The sequence below is a fragment of the Streptomyces ficellus genome, from assembly GCF_009739905.1.
GTDB classification, from domain to species: domain Bacteria; phylum Actinomycetota; class Actinomycetes; order Streptomycetales; family Streptomycetaceae; genus Streptomyces; species Streptomyces ficellus_A.
Map to the genome: position 1 here is coordinate 5,152,815 of NZ_CP034279.1, position 19,629 is coordinate 5,172,443.

Genomic DNA, 19,629 nt, shown 5'->3' on the forward strand with positions numbered 1-19,629 from the left:
TCTCCTTTCAGGCTTTGCAGCGGTGGGTGCGGGCGGCGAGTTCGGCGGCGGCGCGGGTGAAGTAGTCGGCGGAGAAGTCGCAGCCGGGGGCGGAGCACACGGCGGTGTGCTTGGTGCGGCCCCGGCCGTCGTGGTGGGTGCCGACCTGAACGGGACCGATGCGGATGACGTTGTAGAAGCGGTTCGGTCGCACGGGTCTTTCTCCTTCCGTGTCAGGCGAGTTGGTGGGCGATGGAGTCCGCCAGAGCGGCCGGGACACCGAGGCGACTGCGCAGGGTCGCTGCGTCGATCGGGGTGCCGGTCTGGGCGCGGTGAGCGTCAGCGACCTTGCGTGCGTGGTCGAGCAGCGCGGGCGGGAACGGAGCCGCGGGCGCCGTGGAGACGGGCTGCGGCGGGGCGACCGGGGGAGCTTCCGGTGGGGCCGGGTCGGCGGGCGGCAGCTCGGGCGCGGGGTCCAGGGCCCGTTCCACGGTCAGATCCGCGACCGGTTCAGGGGCGGGCTCTTCCGCAGGAGCCTGGTCTGCTGGTTCAGGCTTGGGCGCTGGTGTGGGTGCGTGGGCCAGGAGCGTGCCGCCGAGGAACGCGAGGGCGGGCCATCCGGCGACGAGAATCCGCAGCCACGGCGGGACGTTCTGCATGTCGAGCATTCCGGCGGTGGCGACGTTGGCGCCGAGGGACGCGATGAGGGCGATGGCGAACCACAGCCAGGCATCACGGTTGCCCGCGTCGGCGCGCATGCGGCGCCATGCGGCGACCAGCAGCAGGTCGACGCTCACCGGGTAGGCCCACGCCTTCCAGCCGTCCTGCCCAGCGGCTTGCGCCAGGTCATGCAGGTGGGAGAAGGACAGGGCACCGGCGATCACTGCCTGGATGAGTACGGCGTCGAGGCGGAGAGTGCGGAACACGAGGTCACCTCCTTTCAGGCATGGGTCGGGTAGGGACCTGGCGCGAGACGGTCACGCCGACCGAGGAGGGAGAGGGGGCCGTCAGTCCGTAGCCGGGATCGGCTTCACCAGCGACACCGGCTCGCCGGACTCGGCAGCGGTGGAAACCACCGGCCGGTACGCGGCCAGGCGCGGGAGGTGCGGTGTGCGGCGGGCGAACTGGGCGCAGATGGCAGCGGCTTCGGCCGCGCTGAGTTCGGGAGTGCGAATGCGGGACCAGCCGCCGGAGGAGTCACCGGCGACGGCGACGCCGGGCCGGTCGGGCGGGATCGTGGTCACGGCCACAACGGCGTCCGGGGCGATGTCGCCCAGGCCCATGTCGGCGGTCTGCTTGTCGTTGACCCGGTGCACGACCCGGCCGGTGAGCTGGGCGCGCAGCGTGGTGGCACCCTTGCCCAGCTCCGAGCCGAACCGCTGCCCGCAGACCTCCAGGAAGATGCCGGCCGCGCGGGCCATCTGTCCCAGGCGGATCATCTGCATGACCATCCGGTCCCGGCGTTCCTCGTCCTTCTTCCCCGCCACCAGGAACAATTCCGCGACCTCGTCCACCAGGACCACGACCGGCAGCGGCCGAACCTTCTCGGGAAGCGCCCAGATGTCGGCGGCGCCGTGCTCGCTGAGCTGGTCGAAGCGATCTTCCATCTCGCCCACCAGCGCATCCAGGACCTCGGATGCCTCTTGCGGCGTGACAGCCAGCGCCGACAGGCGAGGCGCGTAGCCCCGTTGCTCAACCCCGCGCTTGCAGTCGATGCCGACCAGGGCGACGTCGAGCCGGGCGAGCCCGGCAATCAGGTTGCGCAGGTACATCGACTTGCCCGACTGGTTGGCCCCCAGCGTCAGCGCGTGCGGCACCTTCAGGTAGTCCCGGACGTACGCGGTGCCGTCCTCCCGCAGAGCCACCGGCACCGTCATCGGCCCGGACGGGCGGCGGCGCGGCATCTTCACCCGCCGCAGCACGTCGTAACCGGTCATCCGCAGCTCCACGAACCCGGGCTTGGTCTCCACCACGTTGACCGAGTGGACGCCCCAGGCGTGCCGCAGCCGCTCGGAAGCCGCCATAACGTCGGCAGGCTCAAGACCGGCAGGCAGGCGCAGTGTGACCCGCAGGCCGGTTGCCGAGCCCCGTACCCGGCGGATCTTCGGCGGTACGGGGGGCACGTCGCTGCGGCGGGCGACGGTGCGGACCATGAACGCCCGCAGGCGGGACGGCTGAACCGTCAGCCCGCACACGTCCATCGTGGAGCGGTAGGTGACCGCGAACCGCACCTTCGTCACGTGCAGTCCGGCCAGCGACCAGAACACGCGCGGGGCACGAACCTTGGCGTAGCCGAGACCACCGGCACCGGCCAGCGGGATCCCGACCTCGAATAACGTCGACAGGTCGGTCATGGTCAGGTCCCGACCGGGGTGACGGCGACGGCGCGGAACGAGATGCCGTGCCGGGTCTGGCCGTTGAAGGTGTTTTCCCAGTCCCGGGCCTTCAGCCCGATCACCGAGACCGGCATTCCCGGCGCCAGCCCCTCCGGAAGGCCGGTCTCCGGGACGGTCACCTGGTAGAGGTTGCCCTCACCCTCGTCCGAGATCAGCAGGCCCACCGTGGACAGCCCGGCACCGGTCTCCCGGTCCATCGCACGCTCACCGGTCTGCTTACTCACGAGCTTCGGCACGGGAGCCGTGGCGACGAACACCACAGCGGTCGACGTGTCTACCTTGAACGACGGCATGGTTTCTCCTTCGTGACAGCAGGCTGGGACCAGATGACCAACTTGGCTATCCCGGTTGGTCACATCTCGAAGATAGGAGAGATGGCTAGCCATGTCAACAACATGACTGGCATGACTGTCTTGTCTGCGGGGCGTCGCCTACCATCGACCCATGACCTTCGTCCCCGAGCCCTTGGACCCAGACGACGACCGCGCCCCGTACGAGCAGGTGGCAAGCAGTCTCGGAGCTGCCATCCGAACAAGGCGGTTGGCCCCTGGGGAAAAGCTCCCGTCGCACAAGGAACTGACGGAGCTTTACGGCTTCGCCCGAGCGACGATCCAGCGTGCGCTGCGCGACCTCGAAGACGAAGGACTCGTGGTCTCCCGTAAAGGGAGCGGGGTCTACGTCCGCAACCGGACCGAAAGGCCGGCGGGGCTCCGGCCGTACGTCGAGCAGGCTTTCGCGAACGACCACGTGACCATCGACTTCGCCGGGTTCTCCAGCGAGACCCTGCACGGCGCGCTTCAGGAGCCGCTCGACAAGATCCGGATCGGCCGACTCACCCCGTCGAGCATCACCATGCGGATACTCGTACCGGACATGTCAGTGCCGCAGGCCGCGCCTGTGCGCATGAAGGACGGGGCCGACGACAAGCGGCTCCGCGACCGCATGCGCGACATCATGGTCAGCTACACCCGCAGCATCCGGGATGCCATCACCGAGCTTCAACACCTGGGCCTGGTCGCGGAGACCCGGATCAGTGTCCGCGTGCACAGTGGTACGCAGTTCTTCAAGCTCTACGTGATCAACGGCGAAGACGCGTTCTTCGGGTACTACCCGATCCGCCCCAACAAGGTGGTGGCCCAGGGCGAGACGATCGAGATCTTCGACTTGGTGGGCAAGGACACCACGCTCTTCCACCACTCGATCAACGACGGCGAGTCGTCCAGCGGAGCCCAGCAGGTTCAGCAGGCCCGTATGTGGTTCGACAGTGTCTGGGAGACCATCGGAAGGGATTTCGACCTTGACGCACGATGACCAGCTCTCCGACGTCTTGGCGCCCGCACGCGTGATCTTCTTCGACTTCGACGGGCCTGTATGCGACGTGTTCGCCGGGCTGCCCGCTCCCCAGGTCGCGAAGCTGCTCACCGCGCTGCTGTCCGCCGGGGATCAGGTAGCAGGCGCCAAGGCCGCCGAAACCGATGACCCGATCGAGGTCCTGCGCCTCGCCCATGAGGCAAACGCCGAGCTTGGCCAGAGGGTCGAGCATGCCCTGACGGCAGCCGAGGTCGAAGCCGTGGCAGTGGCCGGTCCCCCGACGCCGGGGGCGGAAGAGGCTCTGCGTGCCGCCGTTTCCTCGGGGCGGGCTGTAGCGGTGGTCAGCAACAACTCCGCCGAGTGCGTCCAGCACTTCCTCGTGGCGCATGGGTTGGGGGAGTACGTCGCGAAGATCGTCGGGCGCCCGTCCGGGCAACCACATCTGATGAAGCCCAACCCGTTCCCGCTCATCACGGCGGCCGAGCAGATGCACATGGACGTCACGAACTGCACCCTGATCGGTGACTCGCTCACGGACGTCCAGGCCGCTCATGCAGCGGGTACGACGGTGATCGCCTACGCCAACAAGCCCCACAAGGCCGACCTCTTCGCCGAAGCGCAAGCCGACGCCATCACCGAGGACATGTACGCCATCGCCGACGCACTAACCACGGCGTAGCCGAGGTTCAGCCGGGACCTGTTACAGGTTTCTCTACCTCATCAAGCACCCGGCTGCGCTCCGCTCCGCCGGGCGGGCTTCCCGGCTCCGCTCCGCGCGACGCTCCTGCCTTCGGCCCGCTCCGCGCGCGCTGCGCCGACGCCCGCCCCTACGGCTGGGATAGGCCCAAGGGCATGAGCCGAGCCCCAACGGCCCGCGGTTCCCTCCCCGTCACCGACATGCCTCCGGCGGGGGCGCTCCGACTCCGGGATGGCGGGGGCGCCGTACGCGGGTGCCGGCCGTGGAGGGCTGGGGCGGGGAACTCCCATCCCGTCTGCCATCGACCCAGGACAAGCCGAGCAGACACGGCACCGGGCGTCCAGGTCGTTCGTACAGTGGCGCGCTCCACCTGGACGCCCGGCACCGCGCCCGCTCCACTGACGTGCGGGTCGACGGCAGACGGGATGGGAGTTGGGGGTGGATGACGCGGACGCGGCGGGCTCTCCCTGCCACAAGCAATCGGCGGCGCCTCCAAGCCACCGGAACTTTTCAGACAAGCCTTCCGGTGTCAGCACCCGGAGCTATGGTTGGAGCACACCTGAAGTGACGCTCGTCACATAGGGCGATGAGGGGTGGCTTGTGGGACAGTCAGCTATCGCGTGGCTTGACGACTTGACCAAGCTGTACACGCCAACAGCGTCAGAGTTCGATGCAGCACGGCGTCACCGAGGGGCTATTGAGGCTCGCCTTGACGCCTATCTGGGCCTGCGGGAGATGTTCGAGATTGGTTCGCTGAGACACGGAACTGGTGTCTGGCAGTACAGCGACGCTGATTTTCTGACATCACTCAAGGGGATCCAGCCAGGCTCTCCCTGGACCATGTTGAATAGGGTAAAAAGCACACTGCAGGATCGATTTCCGTCAACAATCATCGTAATCCGTCGACCGGCAGTGGTATGTCGATTTTCGGACGGGCATGTTGAAGTTGTACCAGCTTACCCTGGGTCTACCGGCTATTGGATCGCCGATCCTTCGGATGGGTGGATGAAGACCTATCCGAAGGATCACAATCAGTACGTAAACGACATCAACAGGAAGCATAATGGAGGTGCGAAGCGGCTGGCGCGCCAGCTCAAGGTTTGGAAGTATCGGCGGAGCGTACCGGTCTCTTCTTGCTATCTTGAGATGCGATCAGCAAAGCACCTAGATGGTGAGAGCGCATATTCGCCGATCTGGGATGTGTATCTCGCTCTCAGTAAGATGCACGACGTAGGCCTAGCTTCGATGAATGATCCGACTGGGCTTGGTTCAAGATTCGGCTCCTGCTCATCCGAGTCGAACCGATTGGATGCGATGTCAATGCTCAGTACTGCTGTGTCCCGCGCGCGGAAAGCCAGAGATTTCTACCAAAGCGACGAACAGGAAAAGGCCATCGAACAGCTCAAATTGCTCTTCAATCGGTAGATCTACCTGATTCTGAGAGATATGGCTGCACATATGACCACAGGTCCACAGGCAGACTACGTACCACCGTCCAGCGCGGACATGCAAGCGCGACAAAACGAAGATGACGCCCTGCGACTTCTCATCGCACAGCGTCGCCTTTACTCGAAAGCCAAGAAGTGGCTGGCGCTCCGCTGGTTCGGGATGATGATTATTGGACTCGGCGCTCCCGTTGTTTCGGTGGTTTGGCCGAATCTTGCCGTTGTTTCCGGGGCGATTGCAGGGCTGTGGCTCTTTCTAGGTCAAAGTGTGTTGATTAACGCGCAATCAGCATTGGTCGCTAAGGCTGCCGCCGTTCAAGAGCAATTCGATTTTTATGTATTTGGGATGCGGGGCAGTGTTGAGAGATCGCCCCTGCCGTCAATCGAGGAGATTGCCGCAGTTGCCGGACCCGACTCTGGGCTCAGGCTTACCGCCGATGATGAGAGCCTGTTGGACTGGTATCCGATCGACGCAAGCGATCCCGGCGTCCTGACAGTCGCCATCTCGCAGCGTGCTAACGCAGCATACTCAGACAGGCTTCTGCGCTCGACAGCAATTGTATGGACGGCGGCAACCGTGGCCTGGGTGCTGGTGCTCGTCGCTGTGAGTATCGCGACCAATCTTTCGCTCCTCACGTTCTTGGCTGGCGTTCTGTTGCCGGTGTTGCCATCCTTTCTTGACGTTGTTCGATATGTCCTTGGAATCCGGCGCGCAGCACGCGATCGGGCAGACCTTATGCGCTCGATCGAGAGTCGAATGCGAGGTGCCTCGGAATCAATTGAAGGGAACGACCTGCTCGTGTGGCAGGAGAGCATGTACGATCTCCGCCGCTCGACACCGCTCGTGCCGGACGCCATCTACAAAATGAATCGGGCGGTGAATGAACGGGTAATGAGGACAGCCGCGTCGCAACTTCGCCAGCGGTCAAGGAGACCCGATGGCGAGACTGACTAGGCCATCCTCCAGCTTCCTCCGGGCGCGGCATAGGGGGCGCCAGTCGCCGACCGACGCGGGGCACGTCGAGACGTCGAGACCATCGGTCGGAGTGCATGAGCGACGCACCGCAATCGCAGCACCCGGCCGCGTCCGGTGGCGTCCGTCTAAGGCTGTGCAGCGACCGGAATGATCCTTACTGACCGACTCGGCTGGAGCTAACGGACTAGAAGCTGACCGTGCCAGATCCGTGCCAGATCGAGCGGTCAGCCACGGTCAACTGCGGCACGCGGCGGTGCGCGTGGTGTGTTGGCAGGCCTAGTGCCTTAGATGGCGGTCGCCAGCGACAACGTGTCCGCGTGGGGCGCCAGGCTTACAAAGCAGATGTCGGCGGTTCGAAACCGTCCGCGCCCACCAGTGCAAAGGCCCCCGCAGCGTCTGCTGCGGGGGTCTTTGACGTTAAGCGCGGGGCCTAGGCCTCTTGGGTTCGGTTCCGGCTCTGCGGGTCGGCGCGTGCGCGTCACCTGATGGTCGTGTCGCCCAGGGAGACCAGCAGGGTGCGCAGTTTCCGTGCCAGGTCCTCGCACTCCTCCCGGTCGAAGGACGCCAGCATGCGGGCCTCGTTGGCGAGGTGGTCGGCCATGTAGGCGCGGGTGACCTCGTGGCCCCGTTCGGTGAGGCGGATCTTCACCGAGCGCCGGTCCTCGGTGTCGCGGACCCGTTCGACCAGGCCCTTGGCCTCCATGCGGTCGATGCGGTTGGTGATCGCTCCGGAGGTGACCATCGCGGCCTTGCGGAAGGCTCCGGCGGTCAGTTCGTACGGGGGGCCCGAGCGTTGCAGGGTGCTCAGGACGTCGAACTCGCCCAGCTCCAGGTCCCGTTCGGCCGCGAACGCGCGGAACTCCTTCTCCAGGGCGACGCCCAGGCGCTGGAGGCGGCCGAGCACCTGGACGGGCCACAGGCTGTCGGCCAGGTCGGGGCGCTCCAGCGTCCACTGCTCGATGATGCCGTCCACCGCGTCGGTGGCCGCCCCGTCGTTCGTTCCGTCCATGCCCGTCTCCTTCACGCGTCAGGACCCCAGGGTATCTCAACGTTGAATCACTTGACGTTGAACAAGCGGGAGTGCTTTTATCTCAACGTTGAAATTCTCGACCTTGAACGGATGGAGCCCGCCATGTCCACGCACGCCCTGACCCTCGACGCCGCCGCCCAGGACCTCCTCTTCCGCGAGGCCCGCACCGCCAACGCCTTCACCGACGAGCCGGTGACCGACGCGCAGCTCCGGGCGGTCTACGACCTGGTCAAGTACGGCCCGACCGCCTTCAACCAGTCGCCCCTGCGCGTCGTCCTCGTCCGCACCCCCGAGGCCCGTCAGCGCCTGGTCGCGCACATGGACGAGGGCAACCGGGCCAAGACCGCCGCCGCCCCGCTGGTCGCGATCCTGGCCGCCGACAACGAGTTCCACGCGGAACTCCCGTCCCTCCTGCCCCACTTCCCGCAGGCCGCCGACCTGTTCTTCGCCGAACGCCCGGTCCGCGAACAGTCCGCCCTCCTCAACGCCGCTCTCCAGGCCGCCTACTTCATCGTGGGCGTACGCGCCGCCGGCCTGGCCGCCGGCCCGATGACCGGGCTCGACTTCGCCGGCGTACAGAAGGAGTTCCTCGACGAGGACCACACCCCGCTCATGGTCGTCAACATCGGCCGCCCCGGCGAGAACGCCTGGTACCCGCGCTCCCCGCGCCTGGACTACGACCAGGTCGTCACCACCGTCTGAACCGCATGGTGCTCCTGTTGTGCGAGGTCGCTGCCTGAAACCGGTCTCCGTCCTCCCGCACCGCCACTCCGCCACCGCCCACCCGACCGAACCGGGGGTCATCGTGTCCGTCGCCGTATCCGCACGCCGTTCCACCGCTTCCGCGCCGCCCCGCCCACCGTCGGCGCTGTGGCTGGCGCTGCTGGCCGCGCCCATCGCCACGGGAGCGAACGCACCCGTCCTGATCCTCCCCGACATGGCCCGCTCTCTCGGCGTCACCACTGCTCAGGCGACCTGGATGGTCACCCTCTTCGCCTGGGCCATGACCGTCGGAACGCCCCTGTTCGCCGCCCTTGTCCGGCACCGGGGGCTGCGCGCGACCCTGCACACCAGCACGGTCGTCGTGCTCGCCGGCACCGTGCTCGTCGTGGCGTCGCCCTGGCTCCCCCTGACGCTCCTGGGCAGAGCCGCGCAGGCGGCGGGCGGAGCGGGACTGGTCGCCGTGGCGATGAACCTCGCCGGCTCGACCCGCCGCATGGGGGCCATCACCGCCGGGTTCGGCGTGCTGGGCGCCGTCGGGCCGCTGCTCGGCTCGGTGCTCGCCGACGCCGCCGACTGGCGCGCCTCGCTCGCCGTGTCCGCCGTCGCCCTCCTCGCGGTGCCCGCCGTGCGGCGCCACACCACGGGCACCGCACCGGAGAGGGCCGCGTCCGCCGCGTCCTTCGACGCGGTCGGGGCCACGCTCGTCGCCGCACTGGCGTCCGCCCTGGTCCTGGTCCCCATGGCGCCCCTGCTGGGCGCGTCGGCCGCGGTGGCCGCCGGTCTGTCGCTCGCCCTCCACGTCCGGCGCCGCCCGGACGGGTTCGTCCCCGTGGCCGTCCTGCGCGCCCGCGGATTCGTCAGCTCCGCCCTGCTCGCCCTCACGTTCTCCACCTCCTACTTCGTCCTGCTGTTCGCCCTTCCGGCCGTGGCGGGGCGACGGACCGGCTGGAGCACCGAGACCATCGGCACCGGCCAACTGGCCGCGCTCCTCACCGGATCCGCCCTCTCCTGGTTCCTCGCCGCCGCCGCGGCGCGCCTGGGCCACCGCAAGGTGCTCACCGTCCTCGTCGTCCTGGGCGCCGGCGCGCCCCTGACCGCCGCTCTCGCCTCCTGGGCGCCCGCGCTGCTCCTGGCCGCCGCGGCCGCCGTGTTCGTCGCCACCGGCAGCAACGCCGTCCTGTCCGTACGCGCCGCCCAGCACGCCCCTGCCGACCGGCGGCCCGCGGCGATCGGCCTGTTCGTCCTCTGCTACCAGCTCGGTGGGGCGATAGGCCCGGCCATCGCCGCCCTGCTCGTCCTGGCCTGACGGCCGGTACCTCTCGGGAGACGGCCCGGGACCGTCGGAAGACGGCCTCCGGGCCTCCGTGCCGCGTTGGCTCAAGATCGTCTTTCCTTCTTGATCATCTTGGGTCAGTCTGTCGGCGGGCCGTGTCCCGGTCCCGCCAAGGCCTGGCCGGGCGGGTCGGGTTGGGTGTGATCGGATGGAGCCATGACGAGGACCCTGTATCTGTTCTGCTCAGCCGCGCCGCCCGTGTTCGAGGTCGCCAGTGCGATCGAGGACGCCCAGAGGCGCGGCTGGGACGTGTGCCTCGGTCTCACGCCGACAGCCGCCCGGTGGCTGGCCGACAGCCTCGACGGGCTGGCGGCGCTCACGGGACATCCCGTGCGGTACGAGTACGACCTGCCGGGGCAGCCGGACGCGTGGCCGGCGGCGGACGTCGTCCTCTTCGCCCCCGCGACCTTCACCGCCATGAACGAATGGGCGCTGGGGCTGACCGGGAAGTTCGTCGTGAGCGTGGCGGTCCAGGGCGTGGGCAAGCGCGTTCCCACCGTGGTGATGCCGTGCGTGAACGAGTCCCACGTGCAGCATCCCGCGTTCGGCACGTCGGTGGCGACGCTCCGCGCGACCGGCGTGACGGTGTTGTACGGCGACGGCGCCTACGTCGCGAACCCGCCCGGCCGGGACCTGCCCGGCGGCTACCCGTGGACGATCGCCCTGGACGCCGTGGAGCGAGCCGGCTGGGAGCCCACCCGCATGTGACGCCTGAGCCCGTCCCCGCATGTGCCGCCTGAGCCCATCACCGTATCTGACGCCTGAGCCCATTCCCGCACGTGCAGCCTGAGCCCGCTCGCATGTGAGGCCGGCCCGGCGGGAGTGCGCAGGGCGTTGTCAGTGGTCGCTCCTATCGTGGTTGGCAGTGGAGATCTCGACGTACGCGGCGACGCGGCGACCACGGGGGGAAGCATGGGTGTGTGGGATGTGACCGGCGGGCTGTCCCGGACGGCTCGGATCGTCGTCACGGACCGGCAGTACGCGGATTCGGAGAACGTGAGTGGGCGGTACTCCCGTGGGTTTCCGGGCCACCCCGGGACGTACGAGGTGACGGAGCCGGGGGAAGTGGGGGAGGTGCTGGAGGTGGCGGCCGCGTCGGTGGCCGAGCTGGACGGGGGCGGCGGGTTCGTCTGCATGTGCCAGGGGGAGTTCACGTTCGCCCTGTACGACGCCGCCGACCGGTGCATTCGGACGGTTGACCGGCACGGCCCCCTGCCGCTGCTCGACCCGGCCGACCCGGCTTCCCTGCCGGGACGTCACCGTGCCGCCTGGGCCACCCGCGCACCGGAGCCGCTGCGGCGGTACGCCCAGGAGTGGGCGCGCGGGGACCGGACCGCGACCGGGGCGGTGACCTCGTCGGACGGTGACCTCTCGACCCTCGCGCCCCTGACCACGGTGCTCAGCTGGCTCGGCACGCCGCCCAGCGGGATCGACGCGGCGCGGCGGCTGGCCCGTCTCGCGCCGCTGGCCCTGTTGGACGGCGCCACGACGGGCGCACTGGAGCGGGCGGTGCGCCGGAGCGACCGGGCGGGCCTGGACGGAGCCGTGGAGTTCTTCGCGAGCGAGCACTTCACGGCCCGCCACCCCAAGAGACGTCGTGTCGGTGCCACCACCCGCGACCTGCTCATACGCCACGCCAACGCCCACCGCCCCCAGCACGTGGCGGTGCTGGAACGGCGGCTCCTGCGAGCGGCGGAGGACCGCGTCGTGTCCTGACCGCGGACGATCGACAGCGGTGCGGGCGGCCGGCGGGGGCGCGGGCGGCCGGCAGGGGGCGCGGCTGGGTCAGGAGTTGGGGCGCTTGCCGTGGTTGGCGCGCTTGTTCTTGCGGGCGCGGCGCTTGTTTCCTCGCTTGGACATGGTGCGTACCTCCACCGCCAGTTTAGGTTCGCGGCGCGCGTCGTGCAGCGGACGCCGGACCGCGCGTGCGACGGAGCGCACCTTCGTGGGACCGCTGTGCGCCCTGCCCGGACGGTTCCCCGTGACGGGACTCTGCCGTGGGGGGAACGGCGGAGACCAGGAGGCGACATGGCTCGGACACAGTCCACGTGCGGCGCGCGCACCAAGCACGGCGGGCGCTGTCAGCGGCTCGCCATGGTGGGGGCCTCACGGTGCAACCTGCACCGTGGCGACTGGGCCACCTACACCATCGAGCGGGACAGGCAACGGCAGCGGGAGCAGGAGCGCGCACGGGCCCGCAAGCGACCGAAGCGGTGACCCGGGGGCACGGGCGGGCGCACACTGGGGGCATGTGCCGCAGTATCAAGACCCTCCGCCCGCCCGTGCTCCCCACCGAGGCCACCGAGGAGGACATCCACGCCGCCGCTCTTCAGTACGTCCGCAAGGTGTCCGGTTTCCGGGCGCCCGCCGCGCACAACCGCGAGGTCTTCGACCGGGCCGTGGAGGAGATCGCCGAGGCGACCCGGCGCCTGCTCGACGAGCTCGAGGTACGGGGCTCCGGCCGGGCCGGTCAGCGCCAGGAAGCCGCCCCGGCGGGGCAGCGCTAGGAAGCCGCCGACGGGGACGGTACGACGGCCGTCGGGACCACGGGCGCCGGGACCACGGGCGCCGGGACCACCGGTGACGTGGTCGCCTGCCCCGGCCCCGCCGTCGGTACGGATTGCGGCATCGGCAGCGGCTGCCCCTGCGACTGGGCGGGAATGTCCGCCCGCGTCGCCCCCGCCCCCGGTTCCGGGTCCGGTACGGCCGCGCCCGGTAGCGGCTGCTCGGCCCCGCCGGTCGGGCGCCGTATGACGTAGGCGGCCAGGGCGCCCGCCAGGAGCAGGGCGGCGGCCGAGACGGCCACGCCCGTCCAGGTGGGGCCGAGCCACTGGCTGCCGAAGTAGCCGAGCGCCACGCTGTAGGACGCCCACGCCACGCCCGCCAGGGCGGACCAGGGCACGAACTGGCTCGCCCTGCGCCGCGCCGCGCCCGCGCCCAGGGAGACCACCGAGCGCCCCGCCGGGGCGAACCGCGCGATGACGACGAGCACGCCGCCGCCCCGCGCCAGAGCCGCGCCGAGACGTTCCTGCGCGACGGTCAGCCGCCGCGACCGGGCGATCAGCCGGTGCAGCCGGGACCGCCCGCGCCAGGCCAGGCGGTACGCCACGAGGTCGCCCAGGACGGAGGCGCCGGCCGCGCACAGGGTGAGTGCGAGGAGGGAACCGTTTCCGGTCGCGGCGACCGTCGCGGCGGTGATCACCAGGATGCCGCTGGGCAGGACCGGCAGGAAGACGTCCAGGAGGACGGACACGACGACAGCCGTGTAGATCCACGGGCCGGCGGCCACGCTTTCGAGCACCTTCACTCCCGGGTCCCGTGAAGCCGGACCCGTGGGGCGGGCGGCGCGGCTGGACAGGCCGAAAGCGTACGCCGCGAACAGGGCCGTGCTATCACCCGGGCGGGGGACGGGGGGCGGACTGGGTCGGAACGCGCGCCCCCGGCGCCCGGGTGGGAAACCACCGGAGCGGCGGCTCGTACGGCCCGTACGGCTCGTACGGATCAGTCGGACCAGGCGGCCCAGCGCTCAGTCGGACCAGGCGACCCAGGCGCTCGGTCGGCTCGTACCGCCGAGCCGTCGGACACGACCTAGGCCGTGACCGGCTCGCGCTTGCGCTCCGCCTGCGAGGACGAGAAGAGGCTGTCCAGCGACAGCGCGCCCGGGCCGGTGAAGACCAGCAGGAACAGCGACCAGCAGTACATGGCCGACAGCTCGCCGCCGTTCTTGAGGGGGAACAGGGCCATCGGCTGGTGCACCTTGAAGTACGCGTAGGCCATCGCGCCGGAGGCGATGAAGGCGGCGGCGCGGGTGCCCAGGCCCACCAGCACCAGGACGCCGCCGACGAGTTCGATGACGGCCGCGTACCAGCCGGGCCAGGTGCCGGCCGGGACGGTGCCGCCCGTGCCGCCCGCGCCGCCGAGGACGCCGAAGAGCGAGGCGGCGCCGTGGCAGGTGAACAGCAGCCCGACGACTATGCGGAACAGGCCGAGCGCGTAGGGGCGGGCCTGGTCCAGGCGCGCGGTGATCTGGGACATGGGGATCCTTCGGTTGGGGACGAAACCGATGAGCCCCAAGGTTAGGGAGTCCTAATCAATACTTGCAAGTTCAACATTCGGTCGTTCCGCTTCGGTGCCGGAGCGTGCGCGCAGAGCGGCGCGGGCCACCGCGTCGGTGTCCGCGAGGGTCACCGAGTCGACTCCCGGCCGGGCACCCGCCGCCGTGACCCAGTGCACCCCCTCGGTGGGGACGCCGAGCGCGAAGACGCCCTGGTGGGCGCGGCCGTGACGGTTCACCAGGCGGTACGGCGACGGTGTGACGTCGAGCCCTCCGGTGTCGTAGCCGTCGACGACATGGGTGCGGCACTGGCCGGAATCCAGCATTCCGGAGAGAAGGTCGTCACCGGTGCGCCGCACGTCGGGCTCCGGCAGCCGGGCCTCGATCAGCGTCGTCGCGGACACGGCGGAACCGGGCACGTCGGGCGATTCGGCCGTGAAGGCCCCGGAGTCCGGACGCACCCGCATGCGCGGGCCGACCACGTCCAGCACCCCCGCCTCGACCAGCGCCGTCATCTCCGCGATGCGGCGACGCGGCGGCCCGATCGACAGGAAGGCGTTGAGCGGTGTGTACCAGTGGTCCAGGTGGTCCCGCCGCGAGGTGCCCGACAGGCCCGCGTGGTCGACGATCAGCCGCAGCTCGTTGCGGATGTCGCGCAGGACGTCGAGCGCGGCCTTCGCCGGACCGGTCACATTGCCGAGGGCGGCGTCCGCCGCGTCGCGGCGCAGGTGCGTCAGCAGCCAGCCGCGCCAGTGGGCCGGTGACCGGAACGTCTCGCCCGCGTACGGGTGCGAGGTCCGGTCCCACGACCAGCGGTCCCGGGGCGGCACGCCGTACGTGTCGAGAGTGGCCTCGCCGGCGGCCAGGAACCGGGTGCGGAAGCCGCGCGGGCGCTTCAGCAGGGCCTCGTAGTACGTCACCTCGACCTCCTTGGCCACCAGGGGCCACACCTCGCCCAGGAAGTCCGGCGGGTCACCCGCGTCCGCCCGCTTGCGGAACCGCTCGATGACGTCCGGCGTCAGCAGCACGGGCTCGTGCCGCGCCGACGCGCCCTTCTCGTTGTCGCCCCGCGCCCGGTACGGGACGCCGCGCCGCGAACCGGCGTACAGCCGGGGCTCACGGCCCGACGGACGGTAGGTCAGGCCGAGTTTCCCGTCTGCGGTCCGCTCGGGCACGAAGGTCCCGCCCCGGCCCTCGGTGAGCAACGCCATGTGGTCGAAGAAGTTCAGGCCCAGGCCCCGCAGCAGCACCGGCTCGCCGGGCGCGATCGGCGTCAGGTCGAGGTCCGCCGGGTTGGCGGGCGGGAAGTGCCGCAGGCCGTGGCGCGCGGCGTACGCGCCCAGGTGCTCCGAGGAGGGGTCGCGGCGGACCGGGAGGTGGCCCTGGGCGAGCACGACCGCGCCCAGACCGGCCAGTACGGTGCCGTCGTCCAGCACGAGCGTCCGCGGTCCGGTGCCCTCCAGGCGTACGGCCCGCGCCCGGTGCACCCGTACGGTCACCTCCGGCGGCGCCTGTGCCACCGCGCGGGCGAACGCCCACTCCAGATAGGCGCCGTAGCAGGCGCGGGTGGGGTAGTCGTCGGGGCCGAGCGGGTACGAACGGGCGACGGCCCACTCGTACAGGCTCGGCCCCCGGCGTATCGGGCCCTCACAGCTGACGCTCTCGTCCGTGAAGACCGTCACCTGGCACGCCACCGTGTTCATCAGCAGCTCGGCCGGCTGGTCGGTGCGCCAGACACGGCCCGCGCCCGGTGGTGCGGGATCGACGACGTGGACGGTCAGCGGAGTTCCCGCGGCCAGTTCCGGGACGGAGGCGCAGAGCCGTTCGAGTACGGAGGTACCGCGAGGGCCCGCACCGACCAGGGCTATGGCAGGGGGAACGGCGAACGACAAGACTCGGACTCCCGGGGCAGGGGGCGTGGCCGGCGTCGCCTGCGGGCGGCAGGCGAAGGCTCATCATGCCGTCGCGGCGCCCCTCGTCGAACCCCTGGCCGGAGGATCACCATCCGCTATGGGCGGGATTGGGAAAGGCCTGAACCGGACGTTCACGGGACGTTCACAGCACGGGCCCGCCCCCAGGGCCCGGGCGCCCGGGCGCGGAGGCGGGGGTGCTCCGGTTGCTCAGGCGGAGTCGTCCGACAGGCTGCGCTCGTGGACGGCCCGCAGCTCGGCGTCCTTCCGGTCGCGGCCCCGGGCCGCCGCGTGCTCGAGCCGCAGCCTCGCCGACCGGCCGCGCAGATTGAGCGTCATCAGCTGGTTGCCGAACCACGGCCCGCCCGTGCGGCGCCATTCCACGAGCGGTGGGCCGGTGCGCGCGTGCCGCCGGAGGGCGAGCCCGATCCGCCGCCCCGCGCGGCTCCAGCTCAGCCGGAACGCGACGCGCAACGGCCCGGGGATCCGGTTGTGCACGGGCGAACAGGTCAGCTGGAGGATCCGGGACGACCGCGGGTCGGCGGCCCCCGGCCATGCGGGCTCGGCGACGTACGCGTGGTGCACGTCGCCCGACATGACGCAGATCGTCGCCGGGGCGTCCGGCCCGGTGCCGGCCTCCGTGAGCAGCCGCGTCAGCCGCTCGAAGGAGTGCGGGAAGGCGGCCCAGTGCTCCAGGTCGGCGCCCCGGCGCACGCGTTCCGCCAGCCGCGCCCACCGGGCGCCGCGCTCACCGCGGCACAGGGCGGCGTTCCAGGTCTCGGCGTCGTGCATCATCGGCGCGAGGAGCCACGGCAGCGAGGCCCCGACCAGCAGGTGGTCGCAGCCGTCCCGGCCGGCCGTCAACTGCTCGGCCAGCCACCGCTCCTCCTCCTTGTCGTGCATCGACCGGTTCTGCTCGTCCAGTACGCGTCCGGCCCGGGTGTCGATCATCACCAGCCGGGTGCTGCCGAAGTCCCGCCGGTAGCTCCACCGCGCCCGCGCCGGGTCGGCGTCGGCCTCGGCGGCGAACCGGCGCAGCGGCTCCGTACCGTCCGGGGCGTCGCGGACCGCCGCGTACAGCGGATCGGCCTCCAGCTCGTCGATGGAGAGGTTGCCCAGGTGCTGGTGGACCCAGTACGACATCAGCCCGCTGAGGATCCGCTCGCGCCACCATCCCGTGTCGCGCATGTCGGCCAGCCAGGAGGCGCTGGTGTTCCAGTCGTCGATCACGTCGTGGTCGTCGAAGATCATGCAGGTGGGCACGGTGGACAGCAGCCAGCGGACGCCGGGGTCGAGCCAGGACTCGTAGTAGAGGTGGGTGTACTCCTCGTAGTCCGCGACCTGCACCCCCGGCTCCTCGCGCAGGTCCCGCCGCGAGGCCAGCCAGCGCTGCGTCGGCTTCGAGGTCTCGTCCGCGTACACCTGGTCGCCCAGGAGGAGCAGGACGTCGGGGCGTACGGCGTCGGGGTCGGAGGCCAGCCGGGTGGCCAGCGTGTCGAGGGCGTCCGGCCCGACCGGGTCCTTGCCGCCCGGCGGCGGCGCCGCCCAGCGGCACGAACCGAAGGTGACGCTCAGCTCCCGCGCCCCCGGGCGGGGCGCGGTGATGGTGCTGGCCGGGTAGCGGCGCCCGGGCTCCGTGGGCGGCCACACCGGGTGGTCGTCCAGGAAGACTTCGTACGCGGTCGTCGTCCCGGGCGTCAGGCCGGTGACCTGCACCAGCGCGTAGTGGTGCCCGGCGATCTGGAAGGTCCGCGCGTGGCCACCGGCGCCGTCCGCGCAGCGCACCTCGGCCGTGCAGGGCCGGTCGGCCTCGACCCAGACCGTCGCCCGGTCGCCGCGCTCCCAGTCGACGTACCGCAGCAATGGTCCCAACCGCAGTCCGGCACTCATGCCCGGCCTCCTCCGTCGACCCGCTCGTACCTCCGTACGGTACGGGGCGACGGAGGGGTAAGGAACCGTGGGCGGCGCGGGACGGGCGGCGCGTCGCCGCCCGCCACGCACCGCCCGGGTGGCCAGGACCCGGTCGGTGCCCGGGGCCGGCGGTCGGTCAGCAGCCGTTCAGGACCGACTGGAGGGCGCTCTTCTCTGCCGAGTCGGTGCTCAGCTTCCAGTGGTGCTTCACCTGCACCCACATGCGGGCGTAGGTGCAGCGGTACGCGGTGCGCGACGGCATCCATTCGGCGGGGTCGAGGTCGCCCTTGGCCTGGTTGACGTTGTCCGTGACCGCGATGAGCTGCGGACGGGTGAGGTCGTTGGCGAAGGCCTGGCGCTGCGAGGTGGTCCAGCCGGAGGCGCCGGAGCGCCACGCCTCGGAGAGGGCGACGACGTGGTCGATGTCGAGGTCCGAGGCCGCGTGCCAGGTGGCACCGTCGTACTCGGAGTACCAACTGCCGCTGACCGCCGCGCAACTGGAGTCCTGGACGACGTTCACGCCGTCGCGCTTGAGGACCACTTCACGGGTGTTGCAGGCGCCGGACTGGGTGCTCCAGTGCGGGAACTTGTCGCGGTCGTAACCGCTGGAGGAACCTTCCGCCCGCACCGTGAGCTGGGCGAGGTAGGTGCGGGCGGTGGCGGCGCTGACCGGGGTGGGCGGGGCGGCCTGGGCGGCCGGGGCGGTGGCCAGGGCCCCGGTGGCGGTGAGGGCTGCGGAGGCGGCGAGCACGGCTATTCGACGCGCGTAGACACCGGACATGGGTAACTCCCTTTTGGTGTGGGGGCGGTGACCGCTGCCGGCTCGGGCAGCCCGGTCATCGTGGCGGCGCCAGGTTGCCCCGGGGAATGCGCCGGGTTACAGAGTGACGACATGCGCACGTCACATCAAGGGTTCTTCCCCTTTCTGACGTCCCGGCACCTGGCTTGTCCGGCTTTAGGGTTGACGTGTGCTGCTGCCCGTCAATGCCACGTTCGCGGCTGTTCTCGCCGTCCTGCTCGCCGTCGCCGCCACCGTCGCGGCGATCGCCCACCTCCGGGCGCCGCGCGAGATCGTCACCGCGGGCGTGCGGGCCGCGGCGCAGCTCGCCGCCGTGTCGCTGGTCATCGGGTGGGTGGTCCGGCACCTGCCGCTGCTGCTCGGATTCCTGCTGCTGATGTACGCCGTCGCCGTACGCACGGCTGGGCGCCGCATCACGCCCAACCGGACCTGGTGGTGGGCGGCCGGGCCCATCGCCGCCGGCGTCGCCCCGGTCGTCGGCGCCCTGGTGCTGACCGGTCTCGTCCCGCTGAAGGGCATCGCCCTCGTCCCGGTGACCGGCATCCTCATCGGCGGGGCGCTCACCGCCACGGTGCTCGGCGGGCGGCGCGCCCTGGACGAGCTCGGCACGCGGCACGGCGAGGTGGAGGCGGGCCTGGCGCTCGGGCTGCTGGAGCGGGACGCGCGGCTGGAGGTGGCCAGGGAGGCGGCGGCGGACGCGCTGCTGCCGGGGCTCGACCAGACCAGGACGGTGGGGCTGGTCACGCTGCCGGGCGCGTTCGTCGGGATGCTGCTGGGCGGGGCGTCACCGCTGGAGGCCGGCGCGGTGCAGCTCTTCGTGCTCGTCGGGCTGATGGCGGTGCAGGGGGTCGCGGTGGCCACCGTGCTGGAGCTGGTCGCCCGGGGCAGGCTGCACCGGCGCGAGGCGTAGGGCACTCCGGCCCGCCGCGGGGCGGGGCGCGTGGGCGCCGGGAGGTGGGGCGGTCCCCGGTGCCATGGGGGAGCAGGGGCGGGCCCCGGTGCCGTACCGGCGATCGCGTACCCTGGAGGGAGCAGAAGGGGAGTAGCTCTTCGCCGGAACGTCGA

22 protein-coding genes are annotated in these 19,629 nt (G+C 70.7%); 11 read left to right on the forward strand and 11 right to left on the reverse strand.

Annotated elements, in window-relative coordinates; genetic code table 11:
• Positions 1-7: 7 nt before the first annotated feature.
• From EIZ62_RS23075 to EIZ62_RS23090, 4 genes are all read right to left on the reverse strand, one after another.
• Positions 8-193, reverse strand: coding sequence for a mobile element transfer protein (locus tag EIZ62_RS23075; RefSeq protein ID WP_156694602.1), 186 nt, complete (start codon positions 191-193; stop codon positions 8-10).
• A gap of 19 nt (positions 194-212) precedes the next feature.
• On the reverse strand, positions 213-905 hold the full coding sequence (locus EIZ62_RS23080) for a DUF2637 domain-containing protein (protein ID WP_156694603.1): 693 nt from the start codon (positions 903-905) through the stop codon (positions 213-215).
• A gap of 81 nt (positions 906-986) precedes the next feature.
• Positions 987-2,333, reverse strand: coding sequence for an FtsK/SpoIIIE domain-containing protein (locus EIZ62_RS23085; protein ID WP_156694604.1), 1,347 nt, complete (start codon positions 2,331-2,333; stop codon positions 987-989).
• Positions 2,334-2,335: 2 nt separating this feature from the next.
• Positions 2,336-2,668 (reverse strand): SCO3933 family regulatory protein, encoded by a 333-nt coding sequence (locus tag EIZ62_RS23090; RefSeq protein WP_156694605.1) that lies wholly within the window; start codon positions 2,666-2,668, stop codon positions 2,336-2,338.
• Positions 2,669-2,819: 151 nt separating this feature from the next.
• On the opposite strand from EIZ62_RS23090, the gene EIZ62_RS23095 reads away from it, so the two are divergent.
• The 4 genes from EIZ62_RS23095 to EIZ62_RS23110 all read left to right on the forward strand — a co-directional run bounded on the left by EIZ62_RS23095 (position 2,820) and on the right by EIZ62_RS23110 (position 6,783).
• Positions 2,820-3,686 carry a GntR family transcriptional regulator gene (locus tag EIZ62_RS23095; RefSeq protein ID WP_156694606.1) on the forward strand — a complete coding sequence of 289 codons (867 nt, stop codon included), beginning with the start codon at positions 2,820-2,822 and terminating at the stop codon, positions 3,684-3,686.
• Positions 3,673-4,365, forward strand: coding sequence for an HAD family hydrolase (locus tag EIZ62_RS23100; protein WP_156694607.1), 693 nt, complete (start codon positions 3,673-3,675; stop codon positions 4,363-4,365). The genes EIZ62_RS23095 and EIZ62_RS23100 overlap by 14 nt, the downstream gene beginning before the upstream one ends.
• Before the next feature lie 651 nt (positions 4,366-5,016).
• Positions 5,017-5,808: a nucleotidyltransferase gene (locus tag EIZ62_RS32020; protein ID WP_167536413.1), complete on the forward strand. Its 792-nt coding sequence runs from the start codon at positions 5,017-5,019 to the stop codon at positions 5,806-5,808.
• 33 nt (positions 5,809-5,841) lie between these two features.
• Entirely contained in the window at positions 5,842-6,783 is a 942-nt protein-coding gene (locus tag EIZ62_RS23110) for an S-4TM family putative pore-forming effector (protein WP_167536414.1), read from the forward strand.
• A 499-nt stretch (positions 6,784-7,282) separates the two neighbouring features.
• Here the strand turns inward: EIZ62_RS23110 and EIZ62_RS23115 are convergent, their stop codons facing one another.
• Complete coding sequence (locus EIZ62_RS23115; RefSeq protein ID WP_156694609.1) at positions 7,283-7,813, reverse strand: MarR family winged helix-turn-helix transcriptional regulator; 531 nt, start codon at positions 7,811-7,813, stop codon at positions 7,283-7,285.
• Between the two features lie 123 nt (positions 7,814-7,936).
• Between EIZ62_RS23115 and EIZ62_RS23120 the strand changes: the two genes are divergently transcribed.
• From EIZ62_RS23120 to EIZ62_RS23135, 4 genes are all read left to right on the forward strand, one after another.
• On the forward strand, positions 7,937-8,536 hold the full coding sequence (locus tag EIZ62_RS23120) for a malonic semialdehyde reductase (protein ID WP_156694610.1): 600 nt from the start codon (positions 7,937-7,939) through the stop codon (positions 8,534-8,536).
• A 19-nt stretch (positions 8,537-8,555) separates the two neighbouring features.
• Positions 8,556-9,863 (forward strand): MFS transporter, encoded by a 1,308-nt coding sequence (locus tag EIZ62_RS23125; RefSeq protein ID WP_244375917.1) that lies wholly within the window; start codon positions 8,556-8,558, stop codon positions 9,861-9,863.
• A 183-nt stretch (positions 9,864-10,046) separates the two neighbouring features.
• Positions 10,047-10,598, forward strand: coding sequence for a flavoprotein (locus EIZ62_RS23130; RefSeq protein ID WP_156694611.1), 552 nt, complete (start codon positions 10,047-10,049; stop codon positions 10,596-10,598).
• A gap of 204 nt (positions 10,599-10,802) precedes the next feature.
• A complete protein-coding gene (locus tag EIZ62_RS23135; protein ID WP_156694612.1) occupies positions 10,803-11,606 on the forward strand; it encodes a hypothetical protein in 804 nt (267 codons plus the stop codon).
• 69 nt (positions 11,607-11,675) lie between these two features.
• Here the strand turns inward: EIZ62_RS23135 and EIZ62_RS32970 are convergent, their stop codons facing one another.
• Entirely contained in the window at positions 11,676-11,750 is a 75-nt protein-coding gene (locus tag EIZ62_RS32970; RefSeq protein WP_425281884.1) for a 50S ribosomal protein bL37, read from the reverse strand.
• 168 nt (positions 11,751-11,918) lie between these two features.
• On the opposite strand from EIZ62_RS32970, the gene EIZ62_RS23145 reads away from it, so the two are divergent.
• Both EIZ62_RS23145 and EIZ62_RS23150 read left to right on the forward strand, forming a co-directional pair.
• Entirely contained in the window at positions 11,919-12,107 is a 189-nt protein-coding gene (locus EIZ62_RS23145) for a hypothetical protein (RefSeq protein WP_156694614.1), read from the forward strand.
• 32 nt (positions 12,108-12,139) lie between these two features.
• Entirely contained in the window at positions 12,140-12,397 is a 258-nt protein-coding gene (locus EIZ62_RS23150) for a DUF2277 domain-containing protein (RefSeq protein WP_156694615.1), read from the forward strand.
• Here the strand turns inward: EIZ62_RS23150 and EIZ62_RS23155 are convergent.
• From EIZ62_RS23155 to EIZ62_RS23175, 5 genes are all read right to left on the reverse strand, one after another.
• Positions 12,394-13,191 carry a DedA family protein gene (locus EIZ62_RS23155; protein WP_244375919.1) on the reverse strand — a complete coding sequence of 266 codons (798 nt, stop codon included), beginning with the start codon at positions 13,189-13,191 and terminating at the stop codon, positions 12,394-12,396. The genes EIZ62_RS23150 and EIZ62_RS23155 overlap by 4 nt on opposite strands.
• A gap of 287 nt (positions 13,192-13,478) precedes the next feature.
• Positions 13,479-13,916 carry a DoxX family protein gene (locus EIZ62_RS23160; protein WP_156696553.1) on the reverse strand — a complete coding sequence of 146 codons (438 nt, stop codon included), beginning with the start codon at positions 13,914-13,916 and terminating at the stop codon, positions 13,479-13,481.
• Positions 13,917-13,976: 60 nt separating this feature from the next.
• Positions 13,977-15,836, reverse strand: coding sequence for an FAD/NAD(P)-binding protein (locus EIZ62_RS23165; RefSeq protein WP_208828012.1), 1,860 nt, complete (start codon positions 15,834-15,836; stop codon positions 13,977-13,979).
• A gap of 228 nt (positions 15,837-16,064) precedes the next feature.
• A complete protein-coding gene (locus EIZ62_RS23170; RefSeq protein WP_156694616.1) occupies positions 16,065-17,744 on the reverse strand; it encodes an alkaline phosphatase D family protein in 1,680 nt (559 codons plus the stop codon).
• Positions 17,745-17,901: 157 nt separating this feature from the next.
• Positions 17,902-18,546 carry an HNH endonuclease family protein gene (locus EIZ62_RS23175; protein WP_156694617.1) on the reverse strand — a complete coding sequence of 215 codons (645 nt, stop codon included), beginning with the start codon at positions 18,544-18,546 and terminating at the stop codon, positions 17,902-17,904.
• A gap of 187 nt (positions 18,547-18,733) precedes the next feature.
• Between EIZ62_RS23175 and EIZ62_RS23180 the strand changes: the two genes are divergently transcribed.
• Positions 18,734-19,474 carry an ABC transporter permease gene (locus tag EIZ62_RS23180; RefSeq protein ID WP_156694618.1) on the forward strand — a complete coding sequence of 247 codons (741 nt, stop codon included), beginning with the start codon at positions 18,734-18,736 and terminating at the stop codon, positions 19,472-19,474.
• The last annotated feature ends 155 nt before the right edge of the window (positions 19,475-19,629 follow it).